18 protein-coding genes, 1 tRNA gene, 1 rRNA gene and 1 riboswitch are annotated in these 19,786 nt (G+C 36.8%); of the genes, 15 read left to right on the plus strand and 5 right to left on the minus strand.

Annotated elements, in window-relative coordinates:
- The 6 genes from rrf to tsaD all read left to right on the plus strand — a co-directional run.
- Positions 1–87 (plus strand): 5S ribosomal RNA (rrf, locus tag ACQKMD_RS19490); the annotation flags it as partial.
- Between the two features lie 502 nt (positions 88–589).
- Positions 590–666, plus strand: a tRNA-Asp gene (locus ACQKMD_RS19495).
- Between the two features lie 143 nt (positions 667–809).
- A complete protein-coding gene (tsaE, locus tag ACQKMD_RS19500) occupies positions 810–1,262 on the plus strand; it encodes a tRNA (adenosine(37)-N6)-threonylcarbamoyltransferase complex ATPase subunit type 1 TsaE (protein WP_427754038.1) in 453 nt (150 codons plus the stop codon).
- Complete coding sequence (gene tsaB, locus ACQKMD_RS19505; protein ID WP_427754040.1) at positions 1,259–1,960, plus strand: tRNA (adenosine(37)-N6)-threonylcarbamoyltransferase complex dimerization subunit type 1 TsaB; 702 nt, start codon at positions 1,259–1,261, stop codon at positions 1,958–1,960. The genes tsaE and tsaB overlap by 4 nt, the downstream gene beginning before the upstream one ends.
- An 11-nt stretch (positions 1,961–1,971) precedes the next feature.
- A complete protein-coding gene (rimI, locus tag ACQKMD_RS19510; RefSeq protein ID WP_427754066.1) occupies positions 1,972–2,415 on the plus strand; it encodes a ribosomal protein S18-alanine N-acetyltransferase in 444 nt (147 codons plus the stop codon).
- Positions 2,415–3,434, plus strand: coding sequence for a tRNA (adenosine(37)-N6)-threonylcarbamoyltransferase complex transferase subunit TsaD (tsaD, locus tag ACQKMD_RS19515; protein WP_427754042.1), 1,020 nt, complete (start codon positions 2,415–2,417; stop codon positions 3,432–3,434). The genes rimI and tsaD overlap by 1 nt, the downstream gene beginning before the upstream one ends.
- Positions 3,435–3,802: 368 nt before the next feature.
- On the opposite strand, the gene ACQKMD_RS19520 is transcribed toward tsaD, so the two are convergent.
- A complete protein-coding gene (locus tag ACQKMD_RS19520) occupies positions 3,803–5,743 on the minus strand; it encodes an ABC-F family ATP-binding cassette domain-containing protein (RefSeq protein WP_427754044.1) in 1,941 nt (646 codons plus the stop codon).
- Between the two features lie 126 nt (positions 5,744–5,869).
- Here ACQKMD_RS19520 and ACQKMD_RS19525 point away from each other — a divergent pair, with 126 nt between their 5' ends.
- The 3 genes from ACQKMD_RS19525 to tatC all read left to right on the plus strand — a co-directional run bounded on the left by ACQKMD_RS19525 (position 5,870) and on the right by tatC (position 7,575).
- The gene (locus ACQKMD_RS19525; protein ID WP_427754046.1) at positions 5,870–6,508 is read left to right on the plus strand and encodes a redox-sensing transcriptional repressor Rex; all 639 of its coding nucleotides are present in this window, start codon (positions 5,870–5,872) and stop codon (positions 6,506–6,508) included.
- A gap of 81 nt (positions 6,509–6,589) precedes the next feature.
- Positions 6,590–6,784, plus strand: a complete 195-nt coding sequence (locus ACQKMD_RS19530; protein ID WP_427754048.1) for a twin-arginine translocase TatA/TatE family subunit — start codon at positions 6,590–6,592, stop codon at positions 6,782–6,784.
- Positions 6,785–6,801: 17 nt separating this feature from the next.
- Positions 6,802–7,575 carry a twin-arginine translocase subunit TatC gene (tatC, locus tag ACQKMD_RS19535; protein ID WP_427754049.1) on the plus strand — a complete coding sequence of 258 codons (774 nt, stop codon included), beginning with the start codon at positions 6,802–6,804 and terminating at the stop codon, positions 7,573–7,575.
- A gap of 92 nt (positions 7,576–7,667) precedes the next feature.
- Here the strand turns inward: tatC and ACQKMD_RS19540 are convergent, their stop codons facing one another.
- Positions 7,668–8,378, minus strand: coding sequence for a CPBP family intramembrane glutamic endopeptidase (locus tag ACQKMD_RS19540; protein WP_427754051.1), 711 nt, complete (start codon positions 8,376–8,378; stop codon positions 7,668–7,670).
- A gap of 186 nt (positions 8,379–8,564) precedes the next feature.
- Between ACQKMD_RS19540 and groES the strand changes: the two genes are divergently transcribed.
- The 4 genes from groES to ACQKMD_RS19560 all read left to right on the plus strand — a co-directional run bounded on the left by groES (position 8,565) and on the right by ACQKMD_RS19560 (position 12,696).
- Positions 8,565–8,849: a co-chaperone GroES gene (groES, locus tag ACQKMD_RS19545; RefSeq protein WP_038179465.1), complete on the plus strand. Its 285-nt coding sequence runs from the start codon at positions 8,565–8,567 to the stop codon at positions 8,847–8,849.
- A 37-nt stretch (positions 8,850–8,886) separates the two neighbouring features.
- A complete protein-coding gene (gene groL / locus ACQKMD_RS19550) occupies positions 8,887–10,521 on the plus strand; it encodes a chaperonin GroEL (protein WP_427754053.1) in 1,635 nt (544 codons plus the stop codon).
- 440 nt (positions 10,522–10,961) lie between these two features.
- Positions 10,962–11,618 (plus strand): plasmid pRiA4b ORF-3 family protein, encoded by a 657-nt coding sequence (locus tag ACQKMD_RS19555; RefSeq protein ID WP_427754055.1) that lies wholly within the window; start codon positions 10,962–10,964, stop codon positions 11,616–11,618.
- A 373-nt stretch (positions 11,619–11,991) separates the two neighbouring features.
- Positions 11,992–12,696, plus strand: coding sequence for a class I SAM-dependent methyltransferase (locus ACQKMD_RS19560; RefSeq protein WP_427754057.1), 705 nt, complete (start codon positions 11,992–11,994; stop codon positions 12,694–12,696).
- A 34-nt stretch (positions 12,697–12,730) separates the two neighbouring features.
- On the opposite strand, the gene ACQKMD_RS19565 is transcribed toward ACQKMD_RS19560, so the two are convergent.
- Positions 12,731–13,576 carry a DUF2268 domain-containing protein gene (locus ACQKMD_RS19565; RefSeq protein WP_427754059.1) on the minus strand — a complete coding sequence of 282 codons (846 nt, stop codon included), beginning with the start codon at positions 13,574–13,576 and terminating at the stop codon, positions 12,731–12,733.
- Positions 13,577–13,758: 182 nt separating this feature from the next.
- Between ACQKMD_RS19565 and ACQKMD_RS19570 the strand changes: the two genes are divergently transcribed.
- Positions 13,759–14,019 (plus strand): hypothetical protein, encoded by a 261-nt coding sequence (locus ACQKMD_RS19570; RefSeq protein ID WP_427754060.1) that lies wholly within the window; start codon positions 13,759–13,761, stop codon positions 14,017–14,019.
- A 350-nt stretch (positions 14,020–14,369) separates the two neighbouring features.
- Here the strand turns inward: ACQKMD_RS19570 and ACQKMD_RS19575 are convergent, their stop codons facing one another.
- Complete coding sequence (locus ACQKMD_RS19575; RefSeq protein ID WP_427754062.1) at positions 14,370–15,767, minus strand: alanine/glycine:cation symporter family protein; 1,398 nt, start codon at positions 15,765–15,767, stop codon at positions 14,370–14,372.
- A gap of 669 nt (positions 15,768–16,436) precedes the next feature.
- Here ACQKMD_RS19575 and cobT point away from each other — a divergent pair.
- Positions 16,437–17,498: a nicotinate-nucleotide--dimethylbenzimidazole phosphoribosyltransferase gene (cobT, locus tag ACQKMD_RS19580; RefSeq protein WP_427754064.1), complete on the plus strand. Its 1,062-nt coding sequence runs from the start codon at positions 16,437–16,439 to the stop codon at positions 17,496–17,498.
- Between the two features lie 206 nt (positions 17,499–17,704).
- Here the strand turns inward: cobT and corA are convergent, their stop codons facing one another.
- Positions 17,705–18,673, minus strand: a complete 969-nt coding sequence (gene corA, locus ACQKMD_RS19585; protein WP_427754068.1) for a magnesium/cobalt transporter CorA — start codon at positions 18,671–18,673, stop codon at positions 17,705–17,707.
- Between the two features lie 359 nt (positions 18,674–19,032).
- A riboswitch (M-box (ykoK) riboswitch) is annotated at positions 19,033–19,204 on the minus strand.
- Between the last annotated feature and the right edge of the window lie 582 nt (positions 19,205–19,786).

Raw genomic sequence — 19,786 nt, forward strand, 5'->3', positions numbered from 1 at the left:
CGTTCCCATGCCGAACACGGAAGTTAAGCTCTTTAGCGCCGATGGTAGTTGGGGGTTTCCCCCTGTGAGAGTAGGACGTTGCTAGGCACACTAAAACACAGCTGATATAATCAGTTGTGTTTTTTTATTTGTCTTAAATATATGAATTACGTGAAAGTCATGAATAGTAATGAATTTGGATGGCGATATTGTACGATCACATGGATTTGAAATAGTAGAATCATTTTTATCTATTTAAAGGCTAATCTAAATGTTGAAATGGTATTACAGAGTTTCAAAAATATTGCTTGGCAATGGAATTTCGTTATTTAAGACAGACGGAAATTTACAAGTTTTAAATAATACCCTGTATAGAGAGTTTATGTAATGTCATTATTAGGTCTATTAATGATTGTCGATTACTAGTTTTCGATTAATTTTGAAGCATAATTAAAGTTAACAGACAGTTTTAAGTAGTAGAAATGCTTGAATAGAGCCAAGCCATATCAGCTGGATAAAGTAAAATATTTTATGTAAAAGTAATTTTTTTATGAAATTCTATTGTCAAAGGCTAGATTAACTGATATAATAAATCTTGTCTTAAAGAAATGGTCCGGTAGTTCAGTTGGTTAGAATGCCTGCCTGTCACGCAGGAGGTCGCGGGTTCGAGTCCCGTCCGGACCGCCATTTACTTTTAAATTCAAATGTAAACACAGCTAATGTAGCTGTGTTATTTTTTTATGTCTAAAAATTTTTAGCCCGTTCACTTTGAACATTTGTGGTGCTTTAGGTAAACTATAGTTAATGTAAGTTTGAGAGGATAAGGTTGAATGACAATTGAGATATTGGTTAATTCATTAGAAGAAACACAAAGTCTTGCTTTGAAACTGGCTGCTTTGCTGGAAGCACAAGATGCGATTACACTCGAAGGAGATCTTGGTGCAGGTAAGACGACTTTTACACAGTCTTTGGCTAAAGGATTGGGAATTACACGTACAGTGAATAGTCCAACCTTTACGATTTTAAAGCAATATGAAGGTAGGTTGCCATTCAATCATTTAGATGTCTATCGACTAGCTGATAGCGATGAGGATTTAGGCTGGGATGAGCTGTTTTTCGGTGATGCTGTATCTGTAATAGAATGGGCTCACCTTATTGAACAAGATTTGCCTGCTGAACGTCTAGGGATTGAAATCCATCGAATAGATGAGAATAAAAGACGATTTTTATTGAAACCAATCGGTAAGCGTTATGAACGATTGTGTGAGGAGTTAATGAAATGATTTGGTTAGGATTAGATACATCGAATTCCCCGTTAGCTGTAGCAATTGTAAAAGATGGTCAAGTTGTTGCGGAGGAAGTAGCGAATATTAAATTAAATCATTCAATTGGAGCGATGCCTGCAATTGAGCGATTGTTTGAAAGAACGAAGATAAAACCAGCTGAAGTTGATGTAATTGCAGTTGGTGAGGGCCCTGGTTCTTATACAGGTGTGCGCATTGGTGTTACGATTGCTAAGACACTTGCTTGGACGTTGAAAAAACCACTAGTTGGCATTTCTAGTTTAAAGCTCTTAGCGGCAAATGCAGTACTTTATAATGGTGTTGTATGCTCTATTATTGACGCGAGAAGGCAAAATGTCTATGCAGGTGCTTATAATACGTCAGCAGGTCTAACGACAGTAGTTGAGGATGGGCATTATAGCTTGCAGGGCTTACTTGAAAAATTAAAGGACCTAAATGTACCTGTGATGTTCGTTGGACATGATGTAGATTTATTTTGGGAGTCAATTCAAGTTCAACTAGGAGATCATGCAGTACGTGCTCCTTTTACACTGGATCTACCTAGTGCTAGTCAGCTAATCCAATTAGCTTCACAACAGGAATTACCTGATGTTGAAGCTGTACATTCATTTGTACCTCAATATCGTCGTTTAGCTGAGGCTGAGGCAAATTGGATAAAAGAGCAGAAAGGTCAGTAATAGGTGAAATGATGATTACTTATCGAGAGATGACAGTGGCGGATGTACCAGCAGTGCATGCAATTGAAGTTGAAGTATTCCCGTCACCGTGGACGATGGATTCTTTTTATCATGAAATGACTACAAATACACAAGCTACCTATGTTGTTGCTGTGGACGACACAGAGCAAATTGTAGGGTTTTGTGGCATGTGGATTGTATTAGATGAAAGTCAGATTACAAATGTGGCAGTAACGGCATCTGCCAGAGGTTTAGGAATAGGTGAAGGACTAATGCGTGAAGCAATTCGTATCGCTCGTGAAAGGGCAGTTGTGGTCATGAGTTTAGAAGTACGTGTTACAAACACAGTTGCCCAAAATCTTTATCGTAAACTTGGCTTTCAAAATGGTGGTATCCGCAAAGGCTACTATACAGATAATCAAGAGGACGCTCTTGTCATGTGGGTGAATTTATAATGGAAAATCGATATATATTAGGAATCGAAAGCAGCTGCGATGAAACGGCAGCTTCTATTGTCAAAAATGGATGTGAAATTGTATCAAACGTAGTGGCATCTCAAATTGAGAGTCATAAACGTTTTGGTGGTGTGGTACCGGAAATCGCTTCAAGACATCATGTAGAGCAAGTGACACTAGTGATTGAAGAGGCATTAGCGAAAGCAAATATGCAACCAGAGGATTTGGATGCGGTCGCTGTAACGGAAGGTCCTGGATTAGTTGGAGCACTTTTAATCGGCATTAATGCAGCGAAGGCTTTTGCATTTGCCAATAGCCTACCACTAATAGGTGTACATCATATTGCAGGGCATATATATGCCAATGCTTTAATGCAACCGATGGAATTTCCTTTACTTTCTCTAGTCGTATCTGGTGGACATACTGAACTTGTTTTAATGAAGGAGCATGGCTCATTTGAATTGATCGGAGAAACACGTGATGATGCTGCAGGTGAGGCTTATGATAAGGTAGCTAGAGTATTGAATATTCAATATCCAGGTGGTCCGCATATTGACCGTATGGCACATGAGAGTGATGAAGCAGTTAAATTCCCTCGAGTTTGGTTGGAAGAGGATTCATATGATTTCAGTTTTAGTGGTTTGAAATCTGCAGTGATTAATTATAAGCATAACGCAGAGCAACGAGGTATCGAAGTGAATCCATTACATGTTGCAAAAGGGTTCCAAGATAGTGTTGTAGAAGTGTTAACAGCGAAAACATTACGTGCGGCGCGTCAGTTTAATGTAAAGCAAGTAATTGCAGCTGGTGGCGTTTCAGCTAATAAAGGTCTACGCAAATCATTAGAAGAAACATTTATAAATGAAGGTATTCCTTTTTACGTGCCACCACTTAAACTATGTACAGATAACGCAGCGATGATTGCTGCTGCAGGTACATTTATGTTTGAAGCTGGAAAGCGTAGCGATATGGGAATGAATGGGCGCCCGGGTATGGAACTAGTATCGTGGCATGAATGATTTTACTTCTATTTATTAAAACTAAATTGTTTATAAGAAAAGATTACTTTCGTCAGAAAGTGATCTTTTTTTCATTAAATGGGAACACAGGGTGAAAAATGCGAACATCCGTACTTATGCACAATTTGTGGATAAGTTGTGGATAATATGTGTGCTTTCAACATATAGTATTGTCTTTTACACATATAAATGTGTGTAAAATAAATTTGCATTGTTAATAATGTGTATAACTATATGGATCTATTGAAAATAAAGGAGTTATAATGTGTATAACCCTGTGGAGAAAATATCAGTAAAATTTCTACTTGACCTATATATGGGACATTAATTCGACAAAAACCGCGTGCTCATCGACACGCGGTTTCCTCTTAAAATATTTCAAGTTGTTCGTTTAGTTCAAGCCATTCCATTTCAGCTGTTTCGTGTTCCTCTTTGGTTTCATCAAGCTGAAGTTGAAGGGCCATCACTTTCTCATGATCGGGAAAGATTTCTGGATCACATAGCTGTTCTTCTATAATACGGATTTGCTCTTCATAGTTTGCCATGCTGCCTTCAATTTCTTCGATTCGACGACGAATTTGACGTTCTTTCTTTTTCGCTTCCTTATCAATTTTACCACCTGTAGTCACTTTTACTGGAACTTGTTCTTTAGGAAGAGGCACTGCGGCAAGCTTTTCAGCAGCTAATTCTTCTAATTCTTTTTTCTTCTCTAAAAAATAATCATAATCACCCAAATATTCAAAGCTTCCATCAGCTGATAAATCAATAACCTTTGTCGCTATACGATTAATGAAATAACGGTCGTGTGATACGAATAGTAATGTGCCTGGGTAATCGATGAGCGCATTTTCTAATATTTCTTTACTATCTAAGTCTAAATGGTTCGTAGGTTCATCAAGAATAAGGAAATTACATTTTTGAAGCATTAGTTTGGCAAGTGCTAGACGTGCTTTTTCTCCACCTGATAAATCTTGTACGATTTTACCAACGTCATCACCAGAGAATAGGAAGCGGCCCAGTACTGTGCGAATGTCTTTTTCATTCATCAATGGCCATTCATCCCAGAGCTCTTTTAGAACGGTTTTATTGCTAGTGAGTTTGGCTTGTTCTTGATCATAATAACCGATTTGAATATTCGTACCATAATGAATGTCCCCTGCTAGTAATGGTTTATCCTTCACAATCGTTTTAAGTAGAGTAGATTTACCAACTCCATTTGGTCCAACAAGTGCGATACGATCTTCACGGAAAATACGCATATTAATATGTTGCGATACTAATTTCCCTTCATATCCAACTGCCACATTATTTACTGCCAGGACATCATTACCACTCTGTCGGTCGATGCCAAAAGTAAATGTAGCTGATTTTTCATCGCCATCAGGTGAATCCATCCAATCCGTTTTCTCCAGCACTTTACGACGGCTTTGGGCCATTTTCGTCGTTGAAGCACGAGCGATGTTTTTTTGGATAAAGACTTCCAATTTTGCCTTTTCATCTTGTTGTTTTTCGAATAGTTTCATATCACGTTCATAGTTTTTCGCCTTCTCATCTAAGTAGCGACTGTAGTTACCTGTGAACTTTGTGACATGATGGCGAGAAACTTCGTACACAATAGATACAACTTGGTCCAAGAAATAGCGGTCATGTGATACGATTAAAATAGCGCCGTCATAATTTTTTAAATAGTTTTCAAGCCAGCTTAATGTTTCAATATCTAGATGGTTTGTCGGTTCATCCAAAATTAGCAAATCAGGCTTAGTTAAAAGAAGCTTTGCAAGTGCAAGACGCGTACGTTGCCCACCAGAAAGGGCTGAAATATACTTATCATAATCAGCTGGGTAGAATTGCATACCATGCAATACGGAGCGTGTATCTGCTTCGTATTGATAGCCACCTTGCTCTTTAAAATCATGCTGCAACTGATCGTATTCAGCCATCACCTTGGCATAATTTTCAGCATCCTCATAAACTGCTGGATCAGCCATTTTATGCTCTAAGTTCCGTAACTGCTGTTCTTGTTTTTTTATTGGTTCGAAAATAGTCATCATTTCTTCCCATATAGTAAGAGAAGATTCTAAACCAGCATGCTGTTCTAAATATCCTAGACGAACATCCTTTGGCATAATGATATCGCCAGAATCATAAGAAAGCTGACCCGCTATAATTTTCAGTAATGTAGATTTACCAGCGCCGTTACGGCCAACAAGTGCAACACGATCTCGATGCTGTACTTCTAGTTTAACGCCACTTAAAATTTCGTCCGCAATGTAAGATTTATATAATTGATTGACTTGTAAAACAATCATTTTAGACACCTCAGTTCAATCTTAGTTTATCGGATTGCGCAGTAGGGTGCAATGAGATAACTTTACAGGAGTTCAATCGTCATGTAATATTGAAACGATTTCGGATTGATTGCAGGAGGAAACTGTGTGAAACAAGAATCAACTAAAATTCCACAAGCTACGACGAAGAGGCTTCCTCTCTATTATCGATTTATTCAAAATTTCGCTAAAGCAGGGCAGGAACGCGTTTCTTCAAAAGAATTAAGTGAAGCGATGAAAATTGATTCTGCGACCATTCGTAGAGATTTTTCTCACTTTGGAGCACTAGGCAAAAAAGGTTACGGTTACGATGTTCAAAAAATGCTAGCGTTTTTTAGAAATATTTTAGATCAAGATGAGCGAATGAATGTAGCCCTTATAGGAGTAGGGAATTTAGGAAACGCCTTTTTGAAATATAATTTCCAAAAAAACCATAATACAAAAATTGTCGTTGCATTTGATACAAAAGCGCCACTAGAAGGTAAAATTATAAGTGGTATACCTGTTTACCATCCAGACGCGTTGGAGGACAAGTTTGTTGAATACGGAGCAGAGCTTCCTATTTTAACAGTCCCATCACGTTCTGCTCAGATGATGACAGATCGTCTAGTGAAGATGAATGTAAGAGGTATATTAAACTTCACACCGATTAGAATAGCAGTACCAGATTCAATCCGGGTGCATACGATTGACTTATCTATCGAGTTACAAACGCTAATATACTTCATGCGAAATGATGAAGAATAACTCGAAATATTCACATTTATAAAATAGCATAATTGAGAGAAATGAGTTAAAATAAGAGCATATTATGAGGAGGTGTCTGGTATGGGAATTGGCCCAGGGAGTGCTATTATCATTGGGATTGTAGCCCTACTTATTTTCGGACCGAAGAAATTGCCTGAGCTTGGAAAAGCAATGGGTTCTACTCTCCGCGAATTCAAAAACGCTACTAAAGGTTTAGCAGATGACGAAGATGATTCAAAAAAAGTCATCGAAACTAAAAAAGTAGAAGAAAAATAAGTTAGGATGTTAGTTGGATGAACAATAATGAACTAACGATTATCGAACATATAGAAGAATTAAGAAAACGGTTATACATTGTTGCCGTTTTCTTTGTTATTAGTGTTATCGGTAGCTTCTTTTTAGCTGAACCGTTAATCCACTTTTTACAATTTAATAGTGAAGAAGAACAACAACTACAATTGCATTCATTTAAAGTAACAGATCCAGTAAAGGTCTATTTTCAAGTTATTTTCATTCTATCTGTTGTCATAACATCGCCTGTTATTTTATATCAAATTTGGTCATTTATCAGTCCGGGTCTATATGAAAAAGAACGTAGAGTAACATTGAGCTATATTCCTTACAGTGTATTACTTTTCTTAGGTGGAGTAGTCTTTTCTTATGAGGTATTATTCCCTTATATTATTAAGTTTATGATGCAAATGTCTATGGAATTAGATGTTCAGCAAACTATAGGAATCAATGAATATTTCCAGTTTTTAATGCATATAACATTGCCATTTGGAGTCATCTTCCAATTGCCAATAGTGGTTTTATTCCTTACACGTTTAGGTTTAATCACACCGCAAATGTTGGCTAAAGTACGGAAATACGCGTACTTTATCTTATTAGTTGTTGCTGCTATCATTACACCACCGGATATTATGTCTCATATGTTTGTAACATTACCACTCTGTGTTTTATACGAAATTAGTATCCTTATTTCTCGTGCAGGCTACCGCAAGTATTTAAGAGCGGAACAGCAACGTCAAATTGAATTAGCAAACAATCCTTCAACTGATGAATAATCAGTAGAGGGATTTTTTTATGAAAAAAATGAGTTCTGAATGAAGAATTGCATATAAAAAAGCCTACTCAACAAACGAGTAGGCTTGCAATCTTATTGTCCTAAAAACTTCATAAGGTCATCTTGATATAACTGTACTAATGTCACAAAGCCATTTAGCATCATATGCGCAATAATCGATGTAATAATACGTTGTGTCTTATGGTATAAAAACGCGAATATAAAGCCCGAAATCGCATACAGTATTATGTGTGAAAAGTCGAAGTGGATAACAGCAAAGACAATTGCACTCACAGCGGCAGCGATAAAGAAATTAGTTTTTTGGAAAATTGAACCGAAAATAACACGACGAAATATAAATTCTTCTAAAATCGGCCCAAACAGTACAATACCTATAATAGCTACTGGAGCCACATCTGCAATTTCAATTAAATTGGCTGTATTTTCTGAGCCAGTTTTAATGCCTAAACTTTGTTCGATAAGAGCACCAACTGTTTGCCCAAAGAATACGAGGAAGAATCCGATTAGACCCCAACCAATTGACATAGGAATAGATGCTTTTTCCCCTTTAAAGACTTGCCAAAAACCTTTGTCACGTCCTACAAGAATGAGTGAAATAATTAGAGCGGTACCCATACTGATGAAAATAAACCAGCCCTGGGTCATCAGAATAGCTGTTTTTGAACTAAGGTCAGGATTCATCTTCTGTATTAACCTAAGAAGCGGTTTCAAAAAAAGAATAGATGACAGTTGCATAATAATGTAGACAATCAAAACAAAAAATCCGGTTTTCTTTGATTTCAAATTTAAAATCCTCTCTTAAAAAAGATACTACCTCTATTGTAGAATACTCGCTTTCGAAAACAAAATAATTTATGCTTCTTACTTGCAAAAAAAGTTGGAATTCTTTATTATAAGAATTGTGTTAGCACTCATTACTTAAGAGTGCTAATAAAATATAAATTCCACATTTCTAGGAGGTTGTTTCACTTGTTAAGACCATTAGGTGATCGCATTATTATCGAATTAGTCGAAGTAGAAGAAAAAACAGCATTCGGCATCGTTCTTCCAGACTCTGCAAAAGAGAAACCTCAGGAAGGTAACGTTATCGCAGTAGGTACTGGCTTCTTGACTGACAGTGGTACAACAGTTCCACTTAACGTAAAAGAAGGAGACCGCGTTATCTACTCTCAATACGCTGGTACAGAAGTAAAATACGAAGGTAAAGAATATTTAATTTTACGCGAAAGCGATATTTTGGCTATTATCGGCTAATAACTGAAACTAAAAACTATTTAGGGGGTACGCATCAATGGCAAAAGATATTAAATTTAGTGAAGAAGCACGCAGCTTAATGCTTCGCGGTGTAGATAAATTAGCAGACGCTGTTAAAGTAACATTAGGACCTAAAGGACGTAACGTTGTTCTAGAAAAATCTTTCGGTTCACCACTCATCACAAACGATGGTGTGACAATCGCAAAAGAGATCGAGTTAGAAGATCCATACGAAAATATGGGTGCAAAACTTGTATCTGAAGTAGCTTCTAAAACTAACGAAATTGCTGGTGACGGTACTACTACTGCAACAGTTCTTGCGCAAGCAATGATCCGTGAAGGATTGAAAAACGTTACAGCTGGTGCTAACCCAGTCGGCATCCGTAAAGGTATCGACAAAGCAGTTGCTACAGCTATTACAGAACTACAAACTATTTCTAAACCAGTTGAAAACAAAGAAGCGATTGCTCAAGTAGCAGCTATCTCTGCAGCTGATGAAGAAGTAGGCGAATTAATCGCAGAAGCTATGGAACGAGTTGGTAACGACGGCGTTATCACAATCGAAGAATCAAAAGGCTTCACTACTGAACTTGACGTAGTAGAAGGTATGCAATTCGATCGTGGTTATGCATCTCACTACATGGTGACTGATACAGATAAAATGGAAGCTGTTCTAGACAACCCATACATCTTAATCACTGACAAGAAAATCGGTAACATTCAAGAAATCTTACCAGTACTTGAACAAGTTGTTCAACAAGGTAAACCACTTTTAATCATTGCTGAAGATGTAGAAGGCGAAGCACTTGCTACATTAGTAGTAAATAAACTTCGTGGTACATTCAATGCAGTAGCAGTTAAAGCTCCTGGATTCGGCGACCGTCGTAAAGCATTATTAGAAGATATCGCAATCTTAACTGGTGGACAGGTAATCACTGAAGATATCGGTTTAGACCTTAAACAAACTTCAATCGATATGCTTGGTCGCGCAGCGAAAGTTGTTGTAACTAAAGACCATACTACAGTAGTAGAGGGTGCTGGCGAAATCGGTTCAATCGAAGCTCGCGTAGGCCAAATTCGTGCACAATACGAAGAATCTACTTCTGAATTCGATAAAGAGAAATTACAAGAACGCCTTGCTAAATTAGCTGGTGGTGTAGCAGTTATTAAAGTGGGTGCTGCAACTGAAACAGAACTTAAAGAACGTAAACTACGCATTGAAGATGCTCTAAACTCAACTCGCGCAGCAGTACAAGAAGGTATTGTAGCTGGTGGTGGTGTTGCACTAGTAAGCATCTACAACAAAGTAGCTGAAGTAGCTACAGCAAACGAAGGCGACGTAGCAACTGGTGTTAAAATCGTTCTTCGCGCGCTTGAAGAACCAGTTCGTCAAATCTCTAACAACGCAGGTCTTGAAGGCTCAATCATCGTAGACCGCCTAAAACGCGAAGAAAACGGCATTGGTTTCAACGCAGCAAACGGCGAATGGGTTAACATGATCGACGCTGGTATCGTAGACCCAACTAAAGTAACTCGCTCAGCACTACAAAACGCAGCATCTGTAGCAGCTCTATTCTTAACTACAGAAGCAGTAGTAGCAAACATTAAAGAAGCAGCAGCTCCTGCTATGCCTGATATGGGCGGCATGGGTGGCATGGGCGGTATGATGTAAGGTTCGCACAATGCGAATCACGTAACCGTTGCGACAGGACGTCGCGAACTTAGGTTACGTTCCTTACCATTGTGGTAAGACATCTCGTACGCTTTTACTGTGCTAAATGCGTTTTTAAAGTAAAAAACACAAGGCACTATCTAACCTTGTGTTTGTAAGACCCTAGCATTAGAGTACTCATCTACTATGAAGACCTTTCATCGATTCTTTTAGAATTGGTGAGAGGTTTTTTATATATAACTGTTAAGAAGTGTTGGTGGCTGGTACCAAATGAAGAGTTACAGTGAACAATGTGATAATATTTAAGTTGTAGGGCGATTTTGGAAACATTGATGATATAAATTTTTTATTTGCGAAAATCCAAAATGGTTATGTTTATAGAACAACATATAAAGCACTAATAGAATAAAATTAGAACTAGAAGGAGAGAAATATTCCCTATGAAATCCTACATTCTAACACTCCAATTTGAAAATATTGAGCCAGTCGTGTGGAGAAAAGTAATTGTACCAGGTGGGATTACGTTTAATCGTTTACACGATGTCATTCAAAATGTAACGAATTTTCAGAGTGGATATCCGTATGAGCCAATTCATTTGTTTGAGTTTCAGCTAGATGATGTTGTTGTAACGAATAATTTACAACGAATAGATGAAGCGAAAAGCAAATCGTATAAAGAAATTTCGGTGAAGCACCCTTCACGTATAAAAATTGATACTTATTTAGAGCGCATGGGTGAATTTTTATATGCATATGATTTTGGAGATGATTGGCGCATTCATGTGAAGCTAGAGGAAGTCGTGGAGGATTATTATTTTGGTTTCCCAACCGTGCTTGATGGGGTAGGGGAAGCTCCACCAGAGGATGTAGGTGGTCCGCCTGGATTCGAGCACTTTCTTGAAGCTTATCAAAATCCTTTTCACCCAGAGCATCACTATTTCCATAGTTGGGCGATTAAGCAAGGGTTTCGATTATTCGATAAAGCATGTATGAATCAAGGGCTCAAACATTTTAAATACCAAAAGACTGAGTGGGATAAAGTACATCATGAGAATTACCGAATAATATCAGATAAATATATAGATATAACGGAGTAATTTAAGTAGTAAATCTTCTGAAATCTCGATTACCATTGATTTTAGCATCTGCTGTAATCAACCAACTCATCGTAACTATTCTGATTCCTTCACCTTTAAAAATAGAGCATGTTAAAATTTTACAAAACAAGATATGATAAAGTAAATAGAATAGACATGCCTTGCACATAAAGAGGAGGAGATATAATTAAGAATTACTCTAGGTATAAATATAATTATGAAAAAGCAGCCCTGCAATCACTGCAAGGTTGCTTTTTTGTATCAACAAGTTATTTACTACAAAGTAATAGTTTCAGTAAGTGCTTACTCTATACATCTACATATCTAAAGAGCGTGCATACTATAATCTTATAAAAAATAGGAGGGATATCAAGTGTCTAACGCTTACTTAGACTTATTAGCTTACTTTGGAATTGGTGGTGCACATCCTGGCGGGTTTAATCTAACCCAATCTATATTAGAGAATGAAAGCATTCAACCTAATGAATTGGCTCTTGATGTAGGCTGCGGTACAGGGCAGACGTCAGCTTTCTTGGCAAAACGATATCATTGCCATGTGACTGCAATAGATAAACATCCAATTATGATAGAAAAAGCAGTGGAACGATTTAAGAATGATCCTGCCAAAGTTAAGGTAATGGAAGGAGACGCTCAATATTTAAACTTTAAGGATGACTCCTTCGATTTCATCATAGCTGAATCCGTTATTGTGTTTACGGATATTGAGAAGACATTACATGAACTTGCTAGAGTTTTGAAAAGTGGTGGAAGGTTAATCCTTCTTGAAATGACAGCTGAACAGAACTTGTCGGAAGAATTACAGAGAAAAGTATGCAACTTATACGGCATCAAAGAAATTATAAGTGAAGAAGAGTGGCGGATAAAGATACAGCAAGCTGGATTTACTCGTATTGAAATAATTGATACACCATCTGAACTTAATCCAAGTGAAATAGATGATATCAATCAATCGGATAACATAAAAAAAGAGCTCTATGATTTATGGGAAGAGCATAACGAATTAATCCCTTTTTACCGTCATTTCATCGGTTATCGTGCGTTTAAATGCTATTTCTAACTGAACTTAAAAAATTGAAATGGCATTCTTACAGTTACTCATCAATTGCAAATTTGGAACCGCCAATTATTTCGTCAGAGGATTTATAATATAATTCCCCTTTTTGAAAAGGGCCATGATTCTTTTGATAGCTATCGACGATTTGAAAACCTAGATGATATCCAATCCATTTTGGGAGTGGGCCTCTAGCTTTACCATATAAAAAAGCGTAGTGATTTTTTATGTCTTGAACGTTTAAAGAAGGTACAAATCGTCGTTTCCATATAGCAGAAGCATCTTCAAATGAGTAGAGATTGACCCAAGGACCTAGCCACTTTTCACCATACAAATCTTTTACTGCATATTCCCCAAGCCCTTCAATTATGATTGAATCTTTCAACGTAATTTTATTCGAAGCCAAATCTAAATATTTTAGTCGACAAACATGATTATATTCATGTGCCAATAATGCTTGTAGCTCTTTAGTCGGAAGATCTACTGATACGAATAAAAATAATGCTCCACTATAGGCTACACCGTTTTTAATTGGGGTTTGTTTTCGCGATTCTATATTTGCATTTTTTATGGGGAAAATATAGATTGAAACCTTTGGCCCCTTCCATAACTTTCGTAAATACTGATATTCATTCTCGACTATTTGCCAAACTTTTTGTTCTTCTAATTTCTTTACGGTACTTTTTAAGTTGGTCCATTCAGATGGCTCAAAAAGTCCATAATTCTGAAGTTCATATTGCCAAACTTCTTTATTGGCTTTAGGCTTTAATCCTTCGAGTGGTCCGCATAGTGTCTCACATTGTATGTAAGATGCCCCTTTACCAGACTTCTCTTCACATAGTTCAATAAATTCATAAAGCCAAGGTTGCGTTTTTATTACTGACATCTATCTCATCCTTTTAGTTTTGATGTCTTTTAGTATATGTATTGGACGCCTCATTGTTTTTAATAAATATAAATTGTTACTAATCTGTTTTTCATTAGACGATTGTCCGTTACGAGGATTTATTACCCCCATATACTAGCAGAGCATACGTGTATGTAAATAGTAGGGAGAGGGGGATTGAAATGAGTCGATTATATAATCAATGTTGTAGTTTTCATGGGAAAACAGTGAGAATTAATTGTCACGATGGTAGAGTCCATGTTGGTAGAATTACTAGAGTTGAAAGAGATATGGTCTGGATTCAACCCACTGGGGGGCTAGGTGGATTTGGTCTCGGATTCTTTGGAGAAGGATTTGGATTCAGACGTGGATTTGGTACTGGATTTGGTATAGCTCTTGGTGCAATTGCTGGGATCGCATTAGTTTCAGCATTTTTCTGGTAAAACATATTCTATCTTACTCAAAACAATTACACTATTCCACAAGCATAGTATAACTTCCATTAATCAATCTCTTGCACATTAAAAAGAGAAATGGGGCAAACACTTGCTTTGGCTGAATAACAAAGCTATGAAATGGGGAGTAAGTTGAACTGCACTCAATTGTTAGAGACAAACTGACAATTGAAGGTGCAGTTTTTTGTGCATAAGTACTTTCGTTGCAGGATCTAGGAAATCGAGAGGGTAATTCAAATCCTCCAGAGATTTTCATTCATTTGAACAGAAATAATAAATTACTTTTTTGCTTAAAAAAAACGTGCAAGCAAATGCTGCACGTTTTAATCTCTATCTATCTATCTATCTTCTTCTTCCCAACACTCCGTATTTTTTAATCCCGGAATTGATTTTGCATAGAATGTTGGATTTTTCCCTTTTTTACGTTGTTTCGTAAAGTCATCTAACACACGGAAAGCTACTCTTCCTAACAAGAGAATGATGAAGATATTCAACATTGCCATAAGACCCATGAATAAATCTGCTAAGTTCCATACAAGCGTTACATGCGCAATAGAACCGAACATTACCATTCCTAGAACTACTAAACGGTAACTAGTTAACCATCCTTTATGTGCGTTCATAAATTCGATATTTGTTTCCCCATAATAGTAATTTCCCACAATCGAACTAAATGCGAAGAAAATAATCGCGATTGCTATAAAGTATGGAGCCCAACTCCCTACATGTACGGCGAATGAATTTTGAGTTAGGACGATTCCGTCATTTTCCCCAGTTGAATATAGACCTGCCAAAATAATAATGAATGCAGTGGCAGAACATATCACAATTGTATCGAAAAATACTCCTAGGCTTTGAACAAGCCCTTGTTTTGCAGGATGTGAAGTACTTGCAGTGGCGGCTGCATTTGGTACACTCCCCATACCAGCTTCATTTGAGAATAAACCTCGGCGTACACCTTGCATAATAGCAACACCAATAGCTCCTCCAGCTGCTTCTTTAAAGCCGAGTGCCTGTGATAAAATTAGGTTAAAGACTCCTGGTATTTCGGACAAATTAGTACCGACAACGTAAAGAGCAATGAGTAAATAAAAGATAGCCATTACGGGTACAATTACTTGTGTAACTTTCACAATTCTATGTACGCCACCAAAAATAATCATAGCTGTTAACACGACTAATATTATCCCAATGATATAAGGAGGGATATTAAATGCTTCACCTACAGAAGTAGCAATCGTATTGGACTGCACTGCATTAAAGATAAAACCAAAACATAATGTTAAAAGAATACTAAAAACAATTGCCAATTTACGTTGACCTAACGCTTTTTCCATGTAATATGCAGGGCCACCACGGAAAGAGTTACCATCTCTTACTTTGTAAACTTGTGCAAGTGTACTTTCAATAAAAGCAGTTGCCATTCCGATAATGGCAATTATCCACATCCAGAATATAGCTCCAGGTCCACCTACACCGATAGCTAGTGCAACTCCTGTTATATTTCCTGTACCTACACGAGAAGCTGTACTAATAGTAAAAGCCTGGAACGCGGAAACGCCCTCGTCTTTTTCCTTTTTCTCCATTATCAAACGGAACATTTCGCCAAACATACGAAATTGTACAAACTTAGTTCCAAGTGTAAAATACAATCCAGCACCTAGTAATAATACGATTAATATATATGTCCATAAAACACTATTTGTTTCATCAACTATATTCCCAATCCACTCCATTTACCTGCCTCCTTTATTACATATCCCTAAGTTTATAACATTATTAAATAAACAATCAACATAAAAGGGAAAATAAGTGCTGTTGCATACAAAAACAATCTTTCGAGAGTCATTTAATATATTTAATTGTTATATGCTAAATATTATTGCTTTTCTTCATATATAAATACATCTCTTGCTCCTGAAGCCTTATATTGTATTTACTGTAAATGGATTTATCGTCGATGCTATACTTTGGATAATTGTTTGATGGGCGGTGTCAGTCACACAAACCTATCACTATTTACTGGGGAATTGGTGAATCTAAAAGAGGCAAAAGCGTTGCTTACTCTGGGTTAGTATTATTTGCAATTGGGATGCTACTAATTAGTTAGGCACATTCCAGTTTCGTCTTTTTATTAGCAGTAGCATTTGGATTAGGTTTTTGGATTAGGTTATGTAAATTTTCAATCTTGTATATAATTACGTAGCGTTAAGTTTTTTAGCCCTTTTATATTCGTCTATTTGACTCATTTAACTGGTTACAGAGTATGTACTAAGATTTAGAGACTCTCATTGCACTCGTTGTTAATATATAGAATAATTGTAGTGGGATAATGACTATGAGTTTGTTTCCAATGGATCCATGACCCTTATCCAAGTCAATTAAACAGAAAGTTGGGAGAAATAATGATCGAAGTGGACATACCTTTACTGCATAAAGAAGCTGGAGAAAAGGCAGAGAAGTACATAGCAACATTAACAAAACCACTAGGGAGCTTAGGTAGACTGGAGGATATTGCGATTCATCTTGCTGAAATAACAGGAAATCTAACGCTAGACATAACACCGCCAGGCATCATCGTGTTTGCTGCTGATCACGGTGTTGCAAAAGAAGGCGTATCCGCATTTCCACAGGAAGTGACGATTCAGATGTTGTCAAATATTGTGCAAGGTGGTGCAGCGATTAGTGTATTCGGTAGACAAATCGGTGCCACTTTTAAAACGGTTGACGTTGGTGTAAATGGAGATGTGACAGAGGAGAAAGTGATTCATAGAAAAATTCGAAAAGGTACTGGCAACTTTCTCAATGAATTAGCTATGACAAAGGCAGAAGCTGAAAAAGCTATTCTAATCGGTTATGAAGAAACAATTCAGTTAATCGAGAAGGGTGTTAAGTGCTTGATTGTTGGTGAGGTCGGTATTGGCAACACAACATCAAGCAGTGCGGTACTTGCTGCCATAACTGGTGCAGATATTGCAACAATTGTTGGGTTAGGATCTGGAATTTCCACAGAACAGCATAAACGGAAAATTGCAGTTGTACGTGATGCAATCGGCCTGCATCAGCCCAATTCGGCAGATGCCTTTGATATTCTGTCAAAAGTGGGAGGACTTGAAATGGCCGCAATGGCAGGGGCAATGCTTGCAGCAGCAGAAAAACGTATCCCTATTTTATTGGATGGTTTTATCTGTACTGTCTCTGCATGTCTCGCAAAATTGATTGCTCCTACAGTTGCGGATTATATGATTTTATCGCATGAATCAGTAGAGCCTGGACATCAAACGGCGATCAAATATTTACAGAAAAAATCCTTGGTGCAATTGAATCTGCGCCTAGGTGAAGGAACTGGTGCAGCCATCGCTTACCCAATTTTACAGTCTGCAGTCCATATGATAAATGAAATGGCTACATTCGAAGGCGCTGGAGTATCAGGTAAAGAAGAAGCTGAAACAATAGTAAATCAATAGATAATAGGTACCAGTTACCAAGTGTAAAACAACCCCGTCATCAGTTCGTTCCTGAATTAATGACGGAGTCTTTATATGAGCGGAAAATTACTATTAATAACTTATGAAACAGCCTTCAACCCAGCCATCCCAATACAAACGGAGTATGGTAGAGGTATGGAATCAGCCTCTAGTTTCATTATTATTAGTTGAAATGTAATAATATTTTAACTAATAATTTTCTTGAAAAATACCCACATGCCCCACGTAAAGGTTATTAAAAATACAAAAATAACTACTGTAGCAAACCATGTATCCTGAAATGGTAAAGGCACATTCATACCAAAAAAGCCTGTAATAACTGATAAAGGTAACATAATGGTGGATATAACCGTAAGCAGATTTAGCTGATCAATTGACTTTGCACTAATTATAGAATAATACGTATCTAAGGCACTGTTAACTAAGTCTCTGTAAGTTTCTGTAGATTCTACAATTTGTTCTAAATGATCATTTAAGTCTTTATAAAAAGGTATATTTTCCGCTTGAATATCAAATTGCCACTTCCCATTCACTTTCGAAAAGATTCTTCTTTGTGGCATAATACCCTGGCGAATTAAAATGATGGCTCTTTTAAGTGCAAGAAACTCTTCTGTAACTTTCTTTGGCTTGTGGTCATACATTTCATCTTCTAGTTCATCTATACGGGTTCTAATTCGATCTAAAACAGGAAAATATTCATCCGTAATGCCATCAATTATTGTGTGTAGCAATAAATCAGCACCCTTACTCATAAACCTCGGACTTTCTGAACAAATGGACTCCATTTGTTTTAGCCATTTTAATTTTTGATTATGAATCGTGACAACATAGTTGGATCCTACAAAAATATTCAACTCTACGGTTGAAATCTCATTTTCGCCTTTTTCATTATATAGAGGGGCATGAAAAACGAAAAATTTATAATCTCCGTAACTATCCATCTTTGGACGTGAATCCCCATGCAAACAATCTTCAATAGCTAGTGGGTGGAATTTAAATATTTCTGCTACTTCATGTAGCTCGTTGTTCTGATAATCATATACATCAATCCATAATAAATCGTCTTGATTAGTTAAGTGATCGTCAATCTTTGTAAAATCAAAATTATGCTCTATCTCTTTATTCCCGTGTTTGTAAAGATATGTTTTTATCATCATAAATTCTCCTCTTATTTTATTACCTAAGGATATGGATCGATGTGGAAGTAAGGGCATTCGTGTTTAGGCCCGCTGTTTTGTGCGGGCAAAACAGCAAATTCGTCGTGACCCTGTACCTTTCAAACCATCAAATTAAAACGTAATTTTATGATTTGCAAGGTTGTCGTCATTATGCATCTTTCACAAATTCGATTTCCCATAAGGCGATAAGAAATCGGCTATCCAGTTTCTTTTTTTACATATATCCGATGTTCGCTCACCGGGATCAGGATTGCTGTCCATTTCTCATCACCTCCTTAAAATAATAAAAAGCACCCTCAACGAAGAAGGGTGCTCAATACATTTATACATGATTGAATAAGCCTCTTTCGTAGAGCTTTAGCACTGTATGACATAGGATAGAAATATCAATCCAGCTACATTAAAAACCACCTTAATTCGATGGTTCCTGTTGACCCATTGGCGTCTTTGGACGTTTCTGGGCAGCAGCATATCTTCATATAGGAGCCTCACCTAACGAGGAATATCTTTTATTTTCTAATACGACTAGAAGCATAGCAGTAAAGAAATAAACTGTCAACTTATAATTTTAAGATAATATAGCACGCCATTTCTATTTAACTCATGTGAATAAACCATCAATCCGACTAATATAGAGGAGTTAATTGGCTATGTAATAGCATATGATTTTGATCAAATTCCATTTCAATTTATTAGTTATGCATAGGTTTTTATATTACTTTAAAATAATAGTTTAAATATTGGTTAAATACATGGAAAGGAATATCCCAAACAAGGAGGATTATATTAATAGTATAGAGATATTGAAAGAAACGCTATTATTGCTGCAAGGTTACTTTTTTATTCATCTTCTCGAGATTCCTTATTAGATAAAATATTACTATTTTGAAATAATGTTAAACCGTACAAAACAACTTCGCATTATTAATAATAAAAATACCGATAATTCCAAAATCCTAATCGTACCCTTAGTTAATAACACAGTTAGCAAAGAAGGTGAATCGGCTACACTAAGTTGGACAAAAAAAATAAGGGCTATTACACTTAGACTACCAACTTAAAGGAGCGTGCTACTATGTCACGTCAACG

Origin of the sequence: Viridibacillus sp. NPDC096237, from assembly GCF_050278625.1 — a bacterium.
Lineage (GTDB): Bacteria > Bacillota > Bacilli > Bacillales_A > Planococcaceae > Viridibacillus.

Bases quoted from the DNA above. Each gene is read 5' to 3' on its own strand.
- tsaE (WP_427754038.1), top strand. From the start codon at position 810: ATGACAATTGAGATATTGGTTAATTCATTAGAAGAAACACAAAGTCTT.
- tsaB (WP_427754040.1), top strand. From the start codon at position 1,259: ATGATTTGGTTAGGATTAGATACATCGAATTCCCCGTTAGCTGTAGCA.
- rimI (WP_427754066.1), top strand. From the start codon at position 1,972: ATGATTACTTATCGAGAGATGACAGTGGCGGATGTACCAGCAGTGCAT.
- tsaD (WP_427754042.1), top strand. From the start codon at position 2,415: ATGGAAAATCGATATATATTAGGAATCGAAAGCAGCTGCGATGAAACG.
- ACQKMD_RS19520 (WP_427754044.1), bottom strand. From the start codon at position 5,743: ATGATTGTTTTACAAGTCAATCAATTATATAAATCTTACATTGCGGAC.
- ACQKMD_RS19530 (WP_427754048.1), top strand. From the start codon at position 6,590: ATGGGAATTGGCCCAGGGAGTGCTATTATCATTGGGATTGTAGCCCTA.
- tatC (WP_427754049.1), top strand. From the start codon at position 6,802: ATGAACAATAATGAACTAACGATTATCGAACATATAGAAGAATTAAGA.
- groL (WP_427754053.1), top strand. From the start codon at position 8,887: ATGGCAAAAGATATTAAATTTAGTGAAGAAGCACGCAGCTTAATGCTT.
- ACQKMD_RS19555 (WP_427754055.1), top strand. From the start codon at position 10,962: ATGAAATCCTACATTCTAACACTCCAATTTGAAAATATTGAGCCAGTC.
- ACQKMD_RS19565 (WP_427754059.1), bottom strand. From the start codon at position 13,576: ATGTCAGTAATAAAAACGCAACCTTGGCTTTATGAATTTATTGAACTA.
- ACQKMD_RS19570 (WP_427754060.1), top strand. From the start codon at position 13,759: ATGAGTCGATTATATAATCAATGTTGTAGTTTTCATGGGAAAACAGTG.
- ACQKMD_RS19575 (WP_427754062.1), bottom strand. From the start codon at position 15,767: ATGGAGTGGATTGGGAATATAGTTGATGAAACAAATAGTGTTTTATGG.
- cobT (WP_427754064.1), top strand. From the start codon at position 16,437: ATGATCGAAGTGGACATACCTTTACTGCATAAAGAAGCTGGAGAAAAG.
- corA (WP_427754068.1), bottom strand. From the start codon at position 18,673: ATGATAAAAACATATCTTTACAAACACGGGAATAAAGAGATAGAGCAT.